This is a genomic window from Stenotrophomonas sp. YJH_SMC_12-1 (genome assembly GCF_059370935.1).
On sequence record NZ_JCAFUD010000003.1, the window covers coordinates 356,272 to 374,480 of the forward strand.

The window sequence follows — 18,209 nt, forward strand, 5'->3', positions numbered from 1 at the left end:
GCCGCCCTGTTCTGGGCATGCTTCCCCCCATGCCTTCCCCCACCCGATCGATCCATGTCGTGGCCGCCGTCATCACCGACGCCCGTGGCCGCGTGCTGCTCAACCGCCGTACCGAGAACCGCGACATGGCCGGCCTGTGGGAGTTTCCCGGCGGCAAACGCGAATCCGGCGAGACCTCCGAACAGGCGCTGGTGCGCGAGCTGCGCGAGGAACTGGGCATCGAGGCCGATGTCGGCGAGTGGCTGATGGATGTGCCGCAGCGCTATCCGGACAAGCACCTGACCCTGGAGGTGCGCCACGTGCGCAGCTGGAAGGGGACACCGCGTGGGCGGGAGGGCCAGGCAATCACCTGGGTGGCGCCGGACAAGCTGGGCCGCTATTCGATGCCACCGGCCGATCTGCCGGTGGTGGCCGCGCTGCGCCAGCCCAACAGCTACCTGATCACCCCGGCGCCGGCCGATGATGAGGGCGGCGTGCAGCATTGGCATGAACAGCTGCAGCGCGTGGTGGCCGCGGGCCAGCAGCGCATCCAGCTGCGGTTGCCGACGGCGCATCCGCAGCGGCAGGCGATGGTCGAACAGGCCGTGCGCGCGCATCGTCGCAGCGGGGTGCAGTGGCTGCTCAATCGCGATATCGAACTGGCGCGTGCGTTGGGCGTGGGCGTACACCTGGGCAGCGAGCAGTTGCAGGAACTGTCGCAGCGTCCACTTCCCGAAGGCCAGCTGGTGGCCGCATCCTGCCACGACCTGCAGCAGCTGCAGGCCGCACAGCAGCTGGGCTGCGACTTCGCCGTGCTGGGCCCGGTGCAGGCCACGGCCAGCCATCCGGACGCGGTGCCGCTGGGCTGGGACGCGTTCGCCGAGCTGCGCGCGCAGGTGTCACTGCCGATCTATGCGCTGGGCGGCATGGGCCGCGGTCACGTCGCCGAAGCGCGTCGCCATGGCGGGCAGGGCATCGCCGCCATTCGCGGGCTGTGGCCAGAGTGAGCCGGCATGCGGGGTCAGATCCCTGCGCAGCAGGGCTCTGACCCCTCCCGATCACAGCGTGATCCAGAAACAACCATATTGCCGCCGCAACCCCAGCACCGTCGAAGCGCGCGCCACGCTGCCCGGCAACGTCTGCTCCAGGCGCAGGCCGACCGGATGGCGCACGGCCGGCGGCTCAGGGTCGGACCCCTGCGCAGCAGGGCTCTGACCTTCATCCTGCGATAGCGGCAGCGCCTGCGAGGGATACACCGGCACCACGTCCACCAACGGCCGCCGCGCCAACGATTCCAGTTGGCCGAGGATGCGCTGCGCGCCCGCGTCGGACACCGAGCCCCACAGGTACAGTGAAGACAGCCGATTGACGTCGTTGCTGAGGATGCCGTTGCGCAATGCGTCCACGAGCTCGCTCAGCCGGCGCGGGCAGCGTGCACCCAGCGTGTCGCGCGCTGCGGTATTGCCGGCCGGGGAGGGCGGCGGCAGCCGTGACCGTGCACCCACGCTGTCGCAGGGCCGGTCGGTATACACGCTCTGGCCCTGCGCATCGGTGCAGCGGTTCAGGCGCGTGGACTGTGCGTGGGCGACGCTCGACAGCACGCATAGCGGCAGCAGCAACAGCAGGAAGGAAAGCCGGATCATCCTCGCAGGGTAGCGCCGATCCGGTCCGCATGGCGTGCTTTCAGCCCTGCAGCAGCTTCAGCACCGACGTGGTCGGCTTGGCCAGGTTCAAGGTGTAGAAGTGCAGGCCGGGCGCGCCGCCTTCGATCAGGCGCTGGCACAGCCGGGCCACCACTTCCGTGCCGAATGCACGTACCGACTCGGCGTCATCGCCGTAGGCCTGCATCTTGCGGCCGATCCAGCGCGGTATTTCCGCGCCGCACTGCTCGGAGAAGCGGCGCAGCTGGCTGAAGTTGGCGATCGGCATGATGCCGGGCGTGATCGGCACCTGCACGCCGAGCCGGCGCACTTCATCGACGAAGTGGAAGTAGGCATCCGGGTTGAAGAAGTACTGGGTGATCGCCGCATCGGCACCGGCATCGATCTTGGCCTTGAAGTGCTTCAGGTCAGCCAGCGCATCGGTCGCCTGCGGATGCGTTTCCGGATACGCGCCCACTTCGATGTGGAACGCATCGCCGTGCTCGGTGCGGATGAAGTCGATCAGCTCGGCGGCGTAGCGCATGTCGCCGGGGAAGCCCATGCCCGAGGGAAGGTCACCGCGCAGCGCGACCAGACGACGGCAGCCGATGGCGCGGTACAGCTTGAGCAGTTCGCGGATCTCCTGGCGGGTGCCGCCCACGCACGACAGGTGCGGCGCGGCATCGAAGCCATGGTGCTGGTTGAGGTGGCGCACGGTCTCGGAGGTGTAGCTCAGGGTCGAGCCACCGGCGCCGAAGGTACACGACACGTATTCGGGGGCGTAGTCCTTCAGCTTGGCCGCGGCACGGTCCAGCTGGCTGCGCTGTTCGTCGGTCTTGGGCGGATAGAACTCGAAGCTGATGGCGGTCATGGCGCGGATGGCGGCGGTCGGTGTGAAGCATTATATCTCTTCATCAAGATGGATGCTTGAAGATTGCGTGAGAGCCCGCCGTCCCCGGCCCGCGACCGTTCGCCCCGCCGTGCGGCCGCTGCTCCGAAATCGCAACCGGGGTGCCTCCGCCAGGCCCACGCTGCTCCCATCCCGGCACCACCCACCCAATGAAGGAGCAGACGATGAAGATCTTCCTGGCACTCTGGTACGCAATGAAGGCCCTGGCCCGGCTGGCGATGATCGGCATGGCGATGGCCGTGCTCGGTTCCGGCTCGGCGCATGCGGCGGCCGCCACCGGCACCGGCAAGGTGCAGGTCGAGGTGGTCGGCAAGGGCCGTCCGCTGCTGATGATCCCCGGCCTGAACAGCAGCGCCGAGGTCTGGCGCGAGACCTGCCTGGCGCTGAAGGACGTGCAGTGCCATCTGGTGCAGCTGCCGGGCTTTGCCGGCGCTGCGCCAGCCGACCCGCGCCCGGCCGAATTCCTGCCGGCCATGCGCGGGCAGCTGCTTGCCTACCTGCATGACCAACAGCTGGGCCCGGTGGTGGTGATCGGCCACAGTCTTGGCGGCCTGCTGGGGCTGCAGGTGGCGCAGGCCGAGCCGAAGGCAGTCAGTGCGCTGGTGGTGGTCGACGCATTGCCGTTCCTGCCGGCGGCGCGTGACCCGAACGCCACCGCAGACAGCGTGCGGCCAATGGCTGACCAGCTGCGCAAGGGCATGCTCGCCGCCGATGCCGCGCAGTGGCAGGCGCAGCTGAAGGCCGCCCTGCCGGGCATGACCCGCGATCCGCAGCGGCAGGCCGAGCTGGGGCGCTGGGGCGAAGCCAGCGACCGCCAGACCACCGCTGACGCCATGCATGCGGTGATGGCCACCGACCTGCGTGACAGCATCGCCTCGATCACCGCACCGACGCTGGTGCTGGGCAGCTGGGCCGGCTACCAGCCGATGGGCGGCACCGAGGACAGCACGCGCGCGGTGTTCCAGGCGCAGTACGCGAAACTGCAGGGCGTGCAGATCGCGATGAGCGCGCAGGGTTTCCACTTCCTGATGTGGGATGATCCGCGCTGGCTGCGCGGTCAGGTGCAGGCCTTCCTCGACCACCACCACTGAGTTTCAACACGCCTCGGAATGGACATGCCGGATTCCTCCTCGACGGTACGCTTCTGGCTGCTCAATGCGCTGGTGTGGGCGCTCTATGGTGTTGCCGGAATCGGCCTGCGCCAGGCCTATTTCAGCGATGCCGGAAGCGCAGGCGTGTTGATCACGCTGGGACTGGCGTTGGCCCTGTTCGGGTGCAGCGGTGCCATCCGCGCGCTGGCGCTGCGTGCCGACTGGTGGGCGCGCGGCACGGCCGGGCTGTTGCTGCGGCTGGCGCTGTCGGTGGCATTGGGCGCGGCAGTGGCGCAGCTGCTGGTGAACATCGCGCTGCACTCAGCGCTGGCCTGGAACTGGGTGAGCCTGGGGCGGCAGACGGCCGACTTCAGCCCCAAGGCGCTGCTGCTCTACTGGTACACCACTGCGGTGATGCTGGCCCTGTGGGCAGCGCTCTGGGCAGGCCTGCACAGCCTGCGCCGGATACGCAGTGCGGAACTGGCGCGCCTGCGTGCCGAGGCCGAGCGCAGCGCGCTGGAGCGCGATGCACTGCGTGCACGGCTCAACCCGCATTTCATGTTCAATGCGCTGAACAACCTGCGCGCGCTGATCCTGGAAGACCCGGAGCGTGCGCGCGACATGGTCACCCGCCTGTCGCGCACGCTGCGCCAGGCGCTGGCACACAACCGCAGCGAGCAGGTCACCCTGGCCGAGGAACTGGTGGTCGTGGACGACTACCTGGCCATCGAGGCAGTCCACTTCGAACAGCGCCTGCAGGTAAGCCAGCACATTGATGCCGATGCCCTGCAGGCACAGCTGCCGGCGATGGCGCTGCAGCTGCTGGTGGAGAATGCGATCAAGCATGGCATCGCCAGCCGCCCGGGCGGCGGTGAGGTGCAGATCCGTGCCACGCTGGACAATGACGTGCTGCGCCTGCAGGTGGACAATCCGCTGGGCAGCGCCAACGAGCCCACCCATGGCCATGGCGTTGGCCTTGCCTACCTGCGTGCGCAGCTCGGCACGCAGGGTCGTTTCACCCTGCAGCCGGTCGGCGACCGCATGCAGGCCCTGCTGGAGATTCCGCAATGAGTGGCGTGCTGCGTGTGTTGATCGTTGATGATGCACGGCTGGCGCGCCAGGAGCTGCGCACGCTGTTGTCGGCGCTGCCGTGGGTGCAGTGCGTGGGCGAGGCCGACGATGTGCCCGCTGCACGCGAGGCGATCGCCACACTGGCCCCGGACCTGGTGCTGCTGGATGTGCAGATGCCCTCCGGCAGCGGCTTCGATGTGCTGGATGGGCTGGAGACGGTGCCGGCGGTGGTCTTCGTTACCGCCTACGACACCTACGCGGTGCGCGCGTTCCAGGCCAATGCGCTGGACTATCTGGTGAAGCCGGTCGAGGCGCCGCGCTTGCTGGAAGCGTTGCAGCGGGCGCGCCGGCGCGAGGTGGTGGCGGGCGAAACGCCGGAGCCGCGCAGCACGCTGGGCGCGCAGGACCAGGTGTTCGTGCGCGAGGGCGAACGCTGCTGGTTCGTCGCGGTCTCGGAGATCCGTCGGCTGGTGGTGGATGGCAACTACACACGGCTATGGTTCCGCGACCAGAACGCCCTGCTGACCCGCAGCCTGAGCGCGCTGGAAGCACGCCTGCCGCCGGAGTTGTTCTTCCGCGCCAACCGCAACACGCTGGTCAACCTGCGCCGCATTCGTGGCGTGACGCCCAGCATTGCAGATGGCTACGATCTGGCGCTGGACGACGGCAGCGAGGTGGAGGTATCGCGGCGGCAGGCACGTGAACTGCGCGAGCGGATGGCGTTGTAGCTGCCGCTACAGCTCGGCACTGACCGGGCTGGTGATGAATCCCCACAGCAGGCGTGCCATCACTGCGGGCGAGCGTGCCTGCCTGCGCGCATAAGTCTGTAGCGCATCCAGCCGCGGGCGGTCATAGAGGTGGCCGGCCAGCAGCACGGCATGCACGCGGCGGGTATTGGCGATGTCGTGCAGCGGGTTGCCATCAAGCAGCACCAGGTCTGCGGCTTTGCCGACCTCGACGCTTCCATGCGATGCCTGCCGTTGCAGATGACGTGCGGCCTGCAGCGTAGCTGCGCGCAGCACGTCGGCCTGGCTCAGGCCGGCCTGTCGCAGCCACTGCAGTTCATCGTGGTAGCGGAAGCCGCCCAATCCGGTGTCGGTGCCGACCAGCACGGTGACGCCGGCACGATGGGCCGCACCGGTGAGAGCCAGGCCATGCTCGAAGTAGGTCTTCAGTGCGTCTTGGCCGCGTCGGCCGGGATAGCGCGCTGCGGTGGCCTGCAGGTCATCACGCCACGCCCAGCGTGAAAGCGGGTCCAGATAGGCCAGGCGCGGATCGTCGACGAAGGCGGGGTCGCTTGCGCGTGCATCTTCTTCGCGGGTGACATGGGTCGGTACGAACGCGGCACCGCTGGCCTGCATCAAAGCGAACGCCTTGTTGCAGAGCGTGGGCTGATAGCTGGCAACCATGCGTTCGGCCAGTACGATCGGGTCTTCGCCGTCGAGCGCGCCACCGCGCCATGCCGCCGCGTTGTCGAAGCAGTGGCGCACGAACAGATGGGCGTGCTCGAAGCTGCGCTGGCCCGCCTGCACCGCGTCGTCCAGAGGCACCGCCTTGGGCAGGTGGCCGACCAACGGACGGCGCAGCTGCTGCGCCTCGGTGGCCAGCCGCTGATAGGTGTCCGCACGCAGCCGGTTGTAGACCTTCAACGCGTCGACCCCGCGCGCGCTGTACGTCCGTGCACGCGCAGCTGCAGCCTCCGGCGCGAGTGACGGATCTTCGAAGTAGAAACTGGCGATCTGTACGAAGCGCGGTGCAACCTGCTGCCCGGCAATGGCCTGTGCGGTCCAGCGGCGCTTGTCGGCCACGCAGGCGATCAGCGGATCGGTGGTCTGCGGGCAGTCCATCATGTCGCGGGTGCCGGTGATGCCGTTGGCCAGCATCAGCGGGAACTGCAGCTGCGGCGACAATTGCAGTGCATGGGTGTGCATGTCCCAGAAACCGGGCAGCAGCCAGCGGCCGCCGGCGTCGAGCACGGGAAGCCGCGCGTCCTGCGGATCTTCCCCAATGGCAGTGATGGTGCCGTGGCGCACTGTCACGGTGGTGGGTTCGCTGACCTGGCCGCGCGCCACGTCCACCACCCGCGCGTTGACGATCACGCGGCTGTTGCCCGGCTCGGGCAACGGCGGAGCCGACAGCGGCCAGAGCAGAGCGGCGGCGAACAGCAATGGCGGCGCCAGCAGGAGGATGACCAGTACGATCGGCCACTGCCGACGGTGGGCGGAACGGGGCAATGCGCATGCTGCATCCATGAGCCGGCGATCCTTGTAGTGGGTCGCCCGCAGGGTGCTGCAAGCGGGACGCTGGCGCCAGTGACCATCGGCATCCGGCCCTGTCTGCCTCCGGGGCGGTTACCCTGTGCAGCAGAACTCCTGATCACACCCGCGCCATGTCCATCGTCCTCACCGATTTCGCCCGTCCCCGCCTGTTCCCGCGCGTGCCGCGTGGCAACACCATCCAGGACTGCACTGCCGAGCAGTTCGAGGCACATCTCAATGCGCATGCGCCACTGAAGGTACTCGACGGCTACGCCCCGTTCTGCAAGCTGTTCGTCTACGAGAACTGGACCAGCACGCGCTGCCTGACCGTACCGATCACCGAGGCCAACCGCCACCTGCTGCGCAGTGGTTACGAAGCGCGCAACCGTGAGGAACTACCGGTGCTGGTGCGCTGGTTCGAGGGCGTGGAATCACCGCGTGCGAACTACCTGGTGGTGATCCTGTACAGCGCCGGGCAGCTGGCCAGGGAAGGCTCGCCGATCGAGGCCGACTGGGGCATCGTCGGCTGCATCTACACCGCCGAACCGGAAGAGGTACCGATGGCACCGATCACGATGATGCGCAATGCGCTGGGCGTGGACGAGGGCGGATCCGGCGTGCCGCTGGACCGCGAAGCCTACCGGCGTTCCGTCGAGTTCTGGGAGAACAACGCGAACTGGCGGCCGTGAGCAACATTTGTCATCCACGCATCGCGTGAATGTGCGGACCACAGTAGAGCCACGCCATGCGTGGCCGCTTGGCCTTCAGGCAGCTTTCCATTCCCACCACGGGTAATGGTACTCGCGGTCGATGGCCTGCCAATGCTGGCCGCATTGCGTGCAGGCGACGGTGTGGCAGTCGCCCCAGCAGCCCTCAGCCTCTTCCACCGAGAGCAGCTGCATCTGTCCTTGTTCAATCAGGCGACGGGGATCGAAGAACGGGTAGCCGGGGTTGAGCGCGCACAGGCAACCCTCGCGTGCACGCCAGTAACGCAGCCGACGCAGGGCGGCCTTCAGATACGCCTGGTTGCTGATCAGCATGCCGCCAAGCGCGATGCCCTGGCAGCGTTGTTCGATCAGATCCACATGTGCGCTCAACGCGTCCAACGATGAGGCACTGAACAGTCGTGCGACAACGCGGGCGGCATCGGTGATGCGTGTTGCGTCGCGCGACAACAGGTCCTGCAGCAGCACATCGGCCTGTGCATCGTCGAGCCGGGGAATCGGCGCTGCAGACCACGGCCAGCGCATCAGCGTGACTTGCCGATGGCAGCGTAGTGGCCGGCGGTGAGGCGCAGCAGGTCGGTGGGTGCCAGTTCCACTTCCAGGCCACGGCGACCGGCGCTGACATGCAGCCTGGGCAGCGCTTCGGCACTGGCGTCCAGGAAGGTGCGCAGGCGCTTCTTCTGCCCGAGCGGGCTGATGCCACCCACCAGGTAACCGGTTGCGCGCTGCGCGGCGTCAGCAGCAGCCATCTCGCACTTCTTGCAGCCGGCGGCTTCGGCCAGTGCCTTCAGGTCCAGCTGGCCGGCCACCGGCACGATTGCCACCAGCAGTTCGTGTGCCTCGGTGCTGGCCAGCAGGGTCTTGAACACCTGGGCCGGATCGAGGCCGAGCTTGTCGACAGCTTCGCCGCCATACGATTCGGCGTGGGCGTCATGCACGTAGCTGCGCACGGTGTGGGCGATCTTCTCGCGCTTGAGCAGGTTGATGGCCGGGGTCATGTAGGCATCGTAGCGCGCGCTGGGCGCGTTGCCTTGACCGAAGCTACTGCCGGAACATCCACGCATGGCGTGGATCTACCGTGGGGACTGGATGCGGGGTGTACGACCACACGCAAACGCAGAACGGACGCCCGAAGGCGCCCGTTCTGTCTGCATCTGTTGCCGGGGTCAGAGCCCTTTCCTGCGGAAAGGGATCTGACCCCGTTTACGCCGGTGGTGCCCGCCGCTGGCCGGCACCCCGCAGGCATCAGTAGCGGTAGTGGTCCGGCTTGAACGGGCCTTCCACCGGCACGCCGATGTAGTCGGCCTGTTCCTGGCTCAGGGTGGTCAGCTTCACGCCGATCTTCTCCAGGTGCAGACGCGCCACTTCTTCGTCCAGCTTCTTCGGCAGCAGGTAGACCTTCTTCTCGTAGCTGTCCTTGTTCGCCCACAGGTCGATCTGTGCCAGGGTCTGGTTGGCGAAGCTGTTGGACATCACGAAGCTCGGGTGGCCGGTGGCGCAGCCCAGGTTCACCAGGCGGCCTTCGGCCAGCAGGAAGATCGCGTTGCCGTTCGGGAAGATGTACTTGTCCACCTGCGGCTTGATGTTGACGTGCTTGATGCCCGGGTAGGACACCAGTGCGTCGACCTGGATCTCGTTGTCGAAGTGGCCGATGTTGCAGACGATGGCCTGGTCCTTCATCGCGCTCAGGTGCTCGATGCGGATGATGTCGCGGTTGCCGGTGGTGGTGACGTACAGGTCGGCACGGCCCAGGGTCGATTCGATGGTGTTGACTTCATAGCCTTCCATCGCCGCCTGCAGGGCGCAGATCGGGTCGATCTCGGTGACAATCACGCGCGCACCGTAGGCACGCAGCGAGGCCGCGCAGCCCTTGCCGACGTCGCCGTAGCCGCAGACCACGGCCACCTTGCCGGCCAGCATCACGTCCATCGCGCGCTTCAGGCCGTCGGCCAGCGACTCGCGGCAGCCGTACAGGTTGTCGAACTTGCTCTTGGTGACCGAGTCGTTGACGTTGATCGCCGGGATCAGCAGGGTGCCGGCCTGGGCCAGCTGGTACAGGCGGTGCACGCCGGTGGTGGTCTCCTCGGAGACACCCTTCCAGTCCTTGACCACGCGGCCCCAGTAACCGGGGCGCTCCTTGGCCACGCGCTTGAGCAGGTTCTTGATGACCTGTTCTTCGTGCGAGGCGGAGGCGGTGTTGACCCAGTCGCTGCCATTTTCCAGCTCGTAGCCCTTGTGGATCAGCAGGGTCACGTCACCGCCGTCGTCCACCACCAGCTCCGGGCCGGTCAGGGTGCCATCGGCCAGGGTGAAGGTCAGCGCGTCCAGGGTGCAGTCCCAGTACTCTTCCAGGGTCTCGCCCTTCCAGGCAAACACCGGGGTGCCGGTGGCGGCAATGGCGGCGGCCGCGTGGTCCTGGGTCGAGAAGATGTTGCACGAGGCCCAGCGCACGTCGGCGCCGATGTCCTTCAGGGTCTCGATCAGCACCGCGGTCTGGATGGTCATGTGCAGCGACCCGGTCACGCGCACGCCCTTCAGCGGCAGCTCGGCCTGGTACTTGCGGCGGATCGACATCAGGCCCGGCATTTCGTGCTCGGCGATGTCCAGTTCCTTGCGGCCCCAGTCGGCCAGCGTGATATCGCGGATCTTGTAGTCACCTTCGGTGGAGAAGGTCTTGGCAACAGCGTTCATTCGTGTGCTCCGGTTGTGGACGAGCGGATGCTCGCATCTAGCCGGGCGCCGTTGTTACAAAGCCACCTTACCGAGCCTGGCCGGGCCTCGTGGGATCCGGTCGCAGCGCCCCTCGGCAGGGGAGAACCCCCATTATATCGCGGCCCCGGCGTGACATCCGGATGACCCAACCATCGGCAGATGGGGCCGCGTGCACGGCCTGTTAAGGTCGGTGTTTTCACGCATCACACAGGTGGAACGATGAGCATGCACGCGCGCCGTACACGGCGCTGGACCGGCCTGGTCCTGTCGATGGGACTGCTGGCGGTCGCCCCGCTGGCCTGGGCCGCAGCGCCGCAGCCGGTGGCCACACAGGCCCAGGGCGTCAACGGCTACGAACTGCCGTCGGCCGCGCTGCAGGCGGTGGTGGACGCGCCGCGTGCACCCTCGTTGTACCTGTCGCCGCGACGCGACGTGGCCGCGATGATGCAGATGCCGTCGCTGCCTTCGATCCAGGTGGTGGCGCAGCCGGAACTGAAGCTGGCTGGCCTGCGCATCAACCCGCGCACATTCTCCGACAGCCGCTTCAGCTTCGGCGAGAAGCTGTGGCTGATGAACGTGGCCGACGGCAAGGAGCGGCAGATCAGCGGCCTGCCGGCCAAGCTGTCGATCGCCAGTGTGATGTGGTCGCCGGACCAGAAGTGGCTTGCCTTCAACCAGGTCGACGCTGCCAGTGGCGCCAATGAACTGTGGCTGGTGGACGTGGCCGGCGGCAGCGCCCGCCGCCTGGTTGCCGGCCTGAACACGGTGATCGGCAGCGGCTACCAGTGGTTGCCGGACAGCCGCGGCCTGGTGGTGTTCACCCGCCCGGCCAACCTCGGTGCGGCCCCGGCTGCCGATGGCATTCCGACCGGCCCGGCCGTGCAGCAGACCAGCCAGGGCGGCGGCGTGGTGTCGATCCGTACCTACCAGGACCTGCTGAAGAACGAGGCCGACGCGCGCCAGTTCGATTATTACGCGACCACCCAGCCGATGGAAGTCAGCCTGGATGGCAGTACCCGCGCGATCGGCGCGGCCGGCATCTTCATGGGCTTCTCGGTATCGCCCGATGGCCGCTTCGTGCTGCGCCAGCCGGTGCAGCGCCCGTATTCATACGTGGTGCCGGTGGACAGCTTCCCGCGCCGCATTGAAGTGATCGACCGTGCCAGCGGCAAGCTGGTGCACACGGTGGCCGTGCGTCCGCTGGTGGAAGGTCTGCCGACCGGCAACGACGCCGAAGTGACCGGCGTGCGCGACATCCGCTGGCGTGGTGATGCCGACGCTACCCTGGTCTGGGCCGAAGCGCAGGACGGCGGCGACCCGAACAGGGACGCCAAGGTGCGCGATGCGGTGCTGATGCAGGCCGCGCCGTTCGACAAACCGCCGGTCACCCTGGCCCAGCTTGGCAGCCGCCTGGCCGGCATCAGCTGGGGACGCGGTGACCTGGCCCTGCTGACCGAATCGTGGTGGAAGACCCGCAGGACCAAGACCTGGTTGATCGCCCCGGACAACGCCGGTGCCGAGCCGCGCCTGCTGTGGGACCGCGATGCGCAGGACCGCTATTCCGATCCGGGCCGACCGCTGTTGTCCAGCGACGACCGCGGGCGCTCGCTGCTGCAGACCAGCGCCGATGGCAACAGCCTGTATCTGGCCGGTGCCGGTGCATCGCCGGAAGGCGATCGTCCGTTCGTGGACCGCTTCGACATCGCCACGGGCAAGGCAACCCGCCTGTTCCACTCGCAGGCGCCGAGCTATTCGCTGCCGGTGGCATTGCTGGACAACCAGGGCAGCTCGCTGCTGCTGAGCCGCGAGAGCCCGGACGAGCCGGCCAACTTCTACGTGCAGTCGCTGGCCGATGCCGGTGCTGCGCCGCGTGCGCTGACCCACTTCGCCCATCCGCTGCCGCAGCTGAAGGGCGTGCAGAAGGAGCAGATCCGCTACAAACGCAAGGACGGCGTCGACCTGACCGCGACCCTGCTGCTGCCGCCGGGCTATGACCCGAAGCGCGACGGCCCGCGCCCGCTGCTGATGTGGGCCTACCCGGGTGAGTTCAAGAGCGCAGCCGCAGCCAGCCAGGTGACCGATTCGCCGTACCGCTTCAACGCGGTCAGCTACTGGGGCCCGCAGGCGTTCCTGGCCAAGGGCTATGTGGTGCTGGCCAGCCCGTCGATGCCGATCATCGGTGAGGGCGACAAGGAGCCGAACGACACCTACATCGAACAGCTGGTGGCCAACGCGCAGGCAGCCGTGGATGAAGTGGTGCGCCGTGGCGTGACCGATCGCGATCACATCGCCATCGGCGGCCATTCCTACGGTGCGTTCATGACCGCCAACCTGCTGGCGCATACGCGCCTGTTCAAGGCGGGTATCGCGCGCAGCGGCGCCTACAACCGTACGCTCACGCCGTTCGGCTTCCAGGCCGAGGAGCGCAACTACTGGCAGGCGCAGGACGTCTACCAGAAGATGGCGCCGTTCAACTACGCCGACAGGATCAAGGATCCGATCCTCTTCATCCACGGCGTGGACGACAACAACTCCGGCACCTTCCCGATCCAGAGCGAGCGCATGTTTGCTGCGGTGAAGGGCCTGGGTGGCACCGCGCGGCTGGTGATGCTGCCGAACGAATCGCACGCCTACCGCGCACGCGAATCGATCATGACCATGCTGGCCGAGAGCGAGCGCTGGCTGGAGCAGACCATCGGCCCGGCCGAGCAGGGCAAGGCGAAGAAGAAGCGCTGACCGGGCCTGGTAGTGCCGGCCGCTGGCCGGCAACCTCATGGAGACATGCAACCTGAGGTTGCCGGCCAGCGGCCGGCACTACCAGATGAAACCAATTTTGCATCGCAGCACGACGCCCGATCTGGGATAGGCTTGGGGCCTGGATCCGTTGACCGAGGCCTGTGCGTCGCCGATGAACGAGTACCGCAGCAGCATCGAGTTTGCTTCTCCCGATCTTCCGCTTCGCGATGATGTGCGCCGGCTTGGCGCACTGGTCGGCGACCTGCTGGTCGAACAGGTGTCGGCCGCGTTTCTTGATGACGTCGAGGACGTGCGTACCCGCGCCATCGCCCGTCGCGAAAACCAGGCGCCGCTGTCGGAGCTGGCCGATGGCCTGGCCGGGCGCACGCCGCAGCAGGCCGAGACCATGGTGCGGGCCTTCAGCACCTACTTCCAGGTGGTCAACATCGCCGAGCGCGTGCATCGCATCCGCCGCCGCCGTGACTACCAGCGCGCCGGTACCGCGGGTGCGCAGCCGGATGGCCTGCAGGATGCACTGCAGCACTTGAGGGCGCAGGGCGTGGGCCTGGACGAACTGGCGCAGTGGCTGCCGCGCATCGACATCGAACCGGTGTTCACCGCGCATCCGACCGAAGCCGTGCGCCGCGCGCTGCTGGAGAAGGAGCAGCTGATGGTGGCCAGCCTGGTCGACAACCTCGACGGCCAGCGCACGCCGGGTGAGGCTGCCGCCGATGCCGCGCGCTTCCGCATGGCGCTCACCGCGTCGTGGCAGACCACCGATTCCTCACCGGTGCGGCCGACCGTCGATGACGAGCGCGAGCATGTGGGCTTCTATCTGGTGCAGGTGCTGTACCGGGTGATCCCGGTGCTGTACGAATCGCTGCAGCAGGCGCTGCGCGATACCTATGGCGAAGAATTGCCGCTGCCGCTGCCGCTGCCGCGGCTGCTGCGCTTTGGTACGTGGGTGGGCGGCGACATGGACGGTAATCCGAACGTGGATGCCCACACCATCCGCAATACGCTGGATGCGCAGCGGCAGGCGGTGCTCGGGCGCTACCAGAAGGAACTGCTGCAGCTGGCCAGCCTGCTCAGCCAGTCCACCGAGCGGGTAGGGGTGAGCGATGCGCTGCAGGCGCGCGTGGCGCAGTACCAGCAGCTGCTGCCGCAGGTGCAGTCGCGCCCGCGCCATGCCGACATGCCGTACCGCCTGCTCAATGACCGCATGCGCGCGCGCCTGCAGGCGACGCTGGACAATGGCGAGGGCGCCTACGCCGGCCCCGCCGAACTGATCGACGACCTGCAGCTGATCCTCGACAGCCTGCTTGCGAACCGTGGCGAGCACGCTGGTGGTTTTGCCGTGCAGCGTCTGCTGTGGCGGGTGAAGACCTTCGGCTTCCATCTGGCGCGGCTGGATGTGCGCCAGGAGTCGAGCGTGCATGCGCGCGCGCTGGCCGCCGTGCTGGGTGGCGAAGAGGCCTGGCAGGCGCTGGATGTGGCGGGCCGAGCGCGGCTGCTGAGCCCGCATGCCAGCGGTGAAACGGCATTGCCCAACGGCGACGACGAGGGCAACCAGCGGCTGGATGCGGTGTTCGCCGCGCTGGCCGATGCGCGTGCGCGGCATGGCAGCGATGCGCTGGGCAGCTACATCATCTCGATGGCGCACGACCGCAGCGACGTGCTGGCCGTGCTGGCGCTGGCGCGGCGTGGTGGCCTGGTCGATGCCGATGGCGGCGTGCCGCTGGACATCGCGCCGCTGTTTGAAACCGTGGACGATCTCAAGCGCGGCACCGCCACGCTGCGCGACCTGCTGGAGGATCCGGTGTACCGCGCGCACCTGCGTGCACGCGATGATGTTCAGATGGTGATGCTGGGCTACTCGGACAGCAGCAAGGACGGTGGCATCGCCGCCTCGCGCTGGGGCCTGCAGCGCGCGCAGGTGGAACTGCTGGAGGTGGCGGCCGAGGCGGGCATCCGGCTGACCTTCTTCCATGGCCGTGGCGGCTCGATCAGCCGTGGCGGTGGCAAGACCACGCACGCGGTGGATGCTTCACCACGCGGCAGCATCGATGGCCGCCTGCGAGTGACCGAGCAGGGCGAGGTGATCCATCGCAAGTACGGCATCCGCGCGCTGGCCCTGCGTTCGCTGGAACAGGCCACCGGTGCGGTGCTGCGCGCCAGCCTGCGCCCGCGTGCCGCCGAGCCGCGCGAGGATGAGTGGCGACCGGTGATGGATGCGGTGGCTGCGGCCAGCAGCGAGGTGTATCGCGGGTTCGTTGGCCAGGCCGGCTTCATGGATTACTTCCGTACCGCCACGCCGATCGATGTGATCGAACGGATGACCCTGGGCTCGCGTCCGTCGCGCCGGCTCGGCCAGGACGCAGCACTGGGCAACCTGCGTGCGATTCCCTGGGTGTTCGCCTGGAGCCAGGCGCGTGCCGTCATTCCCGGCTGGTACGGCGTAGGCAGCGGCCTGCAGGCGGCGGTGGATGCAGGCCACGAAAAGACCCTGCGCGAAATGGCGCGTGACTGGCCGTTCTTCCGCACCTTCCTGGATGACATCGCGATGGTGCTGTCCAAGGGCGATATCACCATCGCCGAGCAGTTCTCGCTGTTGTCGGGCGGCCTGCACGACCGCTTCTTCCCGCAGGTGCAGCGCGAACTGGAACTCACCCGGCACTGGCTGCTGGCATTGATGGACCAGCAGACGCTGCTGGACCACGATGCGCGACTGGCGCTGTCGATCCGCCTGCGCAATCCCTATGTCGATCCGATCAGCGTGCTGCAGGTGGACCTGCTGCAGCGCTGGCGGGCCAGCGGACGCGAGGATGACGATCTGCTGCGCGCGCTGGTGGCCTGCGTGAACGGTGTTTCGCAGGGCGTGCAGAACACCGGGTGAGGTGTCGCGGTAGTGCCGGCCGCTGGCCGGCAACCTCATGATGTCTGGCGGCACGCACGAGGTTGCCGGCCAGCGGCCGGCACTACCTCATTCCTCCGGCGACGGCGGGTTCGACGCCAGCAGTTCCAGATGGCGCTGTTCCATTTCCTGGCGCAGCTGGCGGCGGATCAGCGCGGCCGCCTGGCGGCGCTTTTCGTCCGAGGTGACCGGCTGCAAGGGTGGCACCGGCGTCGGCCGGCCTTCCTCATCCACCGCCACCATGGTGAAGAAGCAGCTGTTGGCGTGGCGCACGCTACGCTTGAGGATGTCCTCGGCCACCACCTTGATGCCGATCTCCATCGACGAGGTGCCCGTGTAGTTCACCGATGCCAGGAAGGTGACCAGCTCGCCCACCGCGATGGGCTGGCGGAACATCACCTGGTCCACCGACAGGGTGACTACGTAGCTGCCGGCGTAACGGCTGGCGCAGGCGTAGGCGACCTGGTCGAGCAGGCGCAGGATCGCACCACCGTGGACCTTGCCGGAGAAATTGGCCATTTCCGGCGACATCAGCACGGTCATGGACAGCTGGTGGGTTTTCAGTTCGGTCGACATGCGGCGGATTGTATCGGCAACCGCGCGATTGTTTCCGGAGGCCATGAAAAAGCCGGCCAGCGGCCGGCTCTACCAGAAAGCAGAAGGGCCGCTTGCGCGGCCCTTCCTCAACGTCAGCCGACTAACAGTCGGCTCTACCCGCCGGCTTTACTTCAGCTTCGCATCGGCGCGCAGGGCGGCGGCGCGGTCGGTCTTCTCCCAGGAGAAGGCCGTGGCGTTGACGGTCTCGCCTTCGCCGTTGAGGTAGCTGAACTCCTTCGGCTTGCGGCCGAAGTGGCCGTAGGCCGCGGTCTGCTGGTACATCGGGTGGATCAGGTCCAGCATCTTGATGATGCCGTACGGGCGCAGGTCGAAGTGCTTGCGGATCAGCTTCTCGATCTTGTCGTCGCTGATCTTGCCGGTGCCGAAGGTGGTGACCGAGATCGAGGTCGGCTCGGCCACGCCGATGGCGTAGGAGACCTGCACTTCGCAACGGTCGGCCAGGCCGGCGGCAACCACGTTCTTGGCGACGTAGCGGGCCGCGTAGGCCGCCGAACGATCGACCTTGGACGGGTCCTTGCCGGAGAAGGCGCCACCACCGTGACGGGCCCAGCCGCCGTAGGTGTCGACGATGATCTTGCGGCCGGTCAGGCCGCAGTCGCCCACCGGGCCGCCGATCTCGAACTTGCCGGTCGGGTTGATGTGGAACTTGGTGCCCTTGTGCAGCCACTTGGCCGGCAGCACCGGCTTGATGATCTCTTCGCGGACGGCCTCGATGAGGTCCTTCTGCTTGATGCCCGGGGCATGCTGGGTCGACAGCACCACGGCGTCGATGGCCGAGACCACGCCGTTCTCATAGCGCAGGGTGACCTGGCTCTTGGCGTCCGGACGCAGCCACGACAGCGGCGAGTTCTTCTTCTTGCGGATCTTGGCCTGCTGCTCGACCAGGCGGTGCGACAGGTGGATCGCGGCCGGCATGTAGCTGTCGGTCTCGTTGGTGGCGTAGCCGAACATCAGGCCCTGGTCGCCCGCGCCCATTTCTTCCGGCTTCTTGCGGTCCACGCCCTGGGCGATGTGCGGCGACTGCTTGCCGATCAGGTTCAGCACGCCGCAGGTGGCGCCGTCGAAGCCGACGTCGGAGCTGTCGTAGCCGATGTCCGTGATGACCTTGCGGGTCAGGGCTTCCAGGTCGATCCAGGCGCTGGTGGTGATTTCACCGGCCACGATGGCAACGCCGGTCTTGACCATGGTCTCGCAGGCCACGCGGGCGCGCTGGTCCTGGGTCAGGATCGCGTCCAGCACCGCATCGGAGATCTGGTCGGCAACCTTGTCCGGATGGCCTTCGGAGACCGACTCGGAGGTGAAGAGATAGCTGGACATCAGGCGTAATATCCCTTGATTCGGATGGAAAGATGGGCGCGCATGATACACGGGGTGCGCCGCCTGTGCATTGTGAACCTGTACCGGTTGCCGGTGGTTAAGCCCGCGTAGGCCCGGCGAGGGCCGTCCTGACGGGATTGGGCCCCGGCTTCGAGGCCCAGTGTTCCACCAGCGTGACAGCGGGCCGGGTGGCGAGGTGGGGCGGTTGCGGCCCCTCCGGCCGGGGGCGACCGTCATC

15 protein-coding genes and 1 riboswitch are annotated in these 18,209 nt (G+C 67.5%); of the genes, 7 read left to right on the forward strand and 8 right to left on the reverse strand.

Features of this window, described 5'->3' with window-relative positions:
- Positions 1 to 29: 29 nt before the first annotated feature.
- Entirely contained in the window at positions 30 to 986 is a 957-nt protein-coding gene (locus AC5P8Y_RS07730) for a Nudix family hydrolase (RefSeq protein ID WP_033834440.1), read from the forward strand.
- A gap of 51 nt (positions 987 to 1,037) precedes the next feature.
- On the opposite strand, the gene AC5P8Y_RS07735 is transcribed toward AC5P8Y_RS07730, so the two are convergent.
- A complete protein-coding gene (locus AC5P8Y_RS07735; protein WP_033834441.1) occupies positions 1,038 to 1,622 on the reverse strand; it encodes a DUF4124 domain-containing protein in 585 nt (194 codons plus the stop codon).
- A gap of 40 nt (positions 1,623 to 1,662) precedes the next feature.
- The gene (metF, locus tag AC5P8Y_RS07740) at positions 1,663 to 2,490 is read right to left on the reverse strand and encodes a methylenetetrahydrofolate reductase [NAD(P)H] (RefSeq protein ID WP_033834442.1); all 828 of its coding nucleotides are present in this window, start codon (positions 2,488 to 2,490) and stop codon (positions 1,663 to 1,665) included.
- A gap of 203 nt (positions 2,491 to 2,693) precedes the next feature.
- Here metF and AC5P8Y_RS07745 point away from each other — a divergent pair, with 203 nt between their 5' ends.
- From AC5P8Y_RS07745 to AC5P8Y_RS07755, 3 genes are read left to right on the forward strand one after another with little or no spacing between them, the layout of a single operon-like run.
- Positions 2,694 to 3,620 (forward strand): alpha/beta fold hydrolase, encoded by a 927-nt coding sequence (locus tag AC5P8Y_RS07745; RefSeq protein ID WP_033834443.1) that lies wholly within the window; start codon positions 2,694 to 2,696, stop codon positions 3,618 to 3,620.
- A 24-nt stretch (positions 3,621 to 3,644) separates the two neighbouring features.
- Complete coding sequence (locus AC5P8Y_RS07750; protein WP_033834461.1) at positions 3,645 to 4,691, forward strand: sensor histidine kinase; 1,047 nt, start codon at positions 3,645 to 3,647, stop codon at positions 4,689 to 4,691.
- The gene (locus AC5P8Y_RS07755; protein WP_111173357.1) at positions 4,688 to 5,419 is read left to right on the forward strand and encodes a LytR/AlgR family response regulator transcription factor; all 732 of its coding nucleotides are present in this window, start codon (positions 4,688 to 4,690) and stop codon (positions 5,417 to 5,419) included. The genes AC5P8Y_RS07750 and AC5P8Y_RS07755 overlap by 4 nt, the downstream gene beginning before the upstream one ends.
- Before the next feature lie 6 nt (positions 5,420 to 5,425).
- Here the strand turns inward: AC5P8Y_RS07755 and AC5P8Y_RS07760 are convergent, their stop codons facing one another.
- Entirely contained in the window at positions 5,426 to 6,943 is a 1,518-nt protein-coding gene (locus tag AC5P8Y_RS07760) for an amidohydrolase family protein (RefSeq protein ID WP_033834445.1), read from the reverse strand.
- Positions 6,944 to 7,080: 137 nt separating this feature from the next.
- Between AC5P8Y_RS07760 and AC5P8Y_RS07765 the strand changes: the two genes are divergently transcribed.
- Positions 7,081 to 7,638, forward strand: a complete 558-nt coding sequence (locus AC5P8Y_RS07765) for a DUF3228 family protein (RefSeq protein ID WP_033834446.1) — start codon at positions 7,081 to 7,083, stop codon at positions 7,636 to 7,638.
- Positions 7,639 to 7,713: 75 nt separating this feature from the next.
- On the opposite strand, the gene AC5P8Y_RS07770 is transcribed toward AC5P8Y_RS07765, so the two are convergent.
- The 3 genes from AC5P8Y_RS07770 to ahcY all read right to left on the reverse strand — a co-directional run bounded on the left by AC5P8Y_RS07770 (position 7,714) and on the right by ahcY (position 10,365).
- Positions 7,714 to 8,199 (reverse strand): hypothetical protein, encoded by a 486-nt coding sequence (locus tag AC5P8Y_RS07770; RefSeq protein ID WP_033834447.1) that lies wholly within the window; start codon positions 8,197 to 8,199, stop codon positions 7,714 to 7,716.
- Positions 8,199 to 8,672 (reverse strand): Cys-tRNA(Pro) deacylase, encoded by a 474-nt coding sequence (ybaK, locus tag AC5P8Y_RS07775; RefSeq protein ID WP_033834448.1) that lies wholly within the window; start codon positions 8,670 to 8,672, stop codon positions 8,199 to 8,201. The genes AC5P8Y_RS07770 and ybaK overlap by 1 nt, the downstream gene beginning before the upstream one ends.
- A 247-nt stretch (positions 8,673 to 8,919) precedes the next feature.
- Positions 8,920 to 10,365 carry an adenosylhomocysteinase gene (ahcY, locus tag AC5P8Y_RS07780; protein ID WP_033834449.1) on the reverse strand — a complete coding sequence of 482 codons (1,446 nt, stop codon included), beginning with the start codon at positions 10,363 to 10,365 and terminating at the stop codon, positions 8,920 to 8,922.
- Between the two features lie 36 nt (positions 10,366 to 10,401).
- A riboswitch (S-adenosyl-L-homocysteine riboswitch) is annotated at positions 10,402 to 10,485 on the reverse strand.
- 120 nt (positions 10,486 to 10,605) lie between these two features.
- Here ahcY and AC5P8Y_RS07785 point away from each other — a divergent pair.
- Both AC5P8Y_RS07785 and ppc read left to right on the forward strand, forming a co-directional pair.
- Positions 10,606 to 13,122: a S9 family peptidase gene (locus tag AC5P8Y_RS07785; protein ID WP_495201891.1), complete on the forward strand. Its 2,517-nt coding sequence runs from the start codon at positions 10,606 to 10,608 to the stop codon at positions 13,120 to 13,122.
- 172 nt (positions 13,123 to 13,294) lie between these two features.
- Positions 13,295 to 16,018, forward strand: coding sequence for a phosphoenolpyruvate carboxylase (gene ppc / locus AC5P8Y_RS07790; RefSeq protein WP_288417006.1), 2,724 nt, complete (start codon positions 13,295 to 13,297; stop codon positions 16,016 to 16,018).
- Positions 16,019 to 16,105: 87 nt separating this feature from the next.
- On the opposite strand, the gene AC5P8Y_RS07795 is transcribed toward ppc, so the two are convergent.
- Together AC5P8Y_RS07795 and metK are read right to left on the reverse strand one after the other, a co-directional pair.
- A complete protein-coding gene (locus tag AC5P8Y_RS07795) occupies positions 16,106 to 16,612 on the reverse strand; it encodes an acyl-CoA thioesterase (protein ID WP_005412266.1) in 507 nt (168 codons plus the stop codon).
- A gap of 147 nt (positions 16,613 to 16,759) precedes the next feature.
- Positions 16,760 to 17,971, reverse strand: coding sequence for a methionine adenosyltransferase (gene metK, locus AC5P8Y_RS07800; RefSeq protein WP_005408103.1), 1,212 nt, complete (start codon positions 17,969 to 17,971; stop codon positions 16,760 to 16,762).
- Between the last annotated feature and the right edge of the window lie 238 nt (positions 17,972 to 18,209).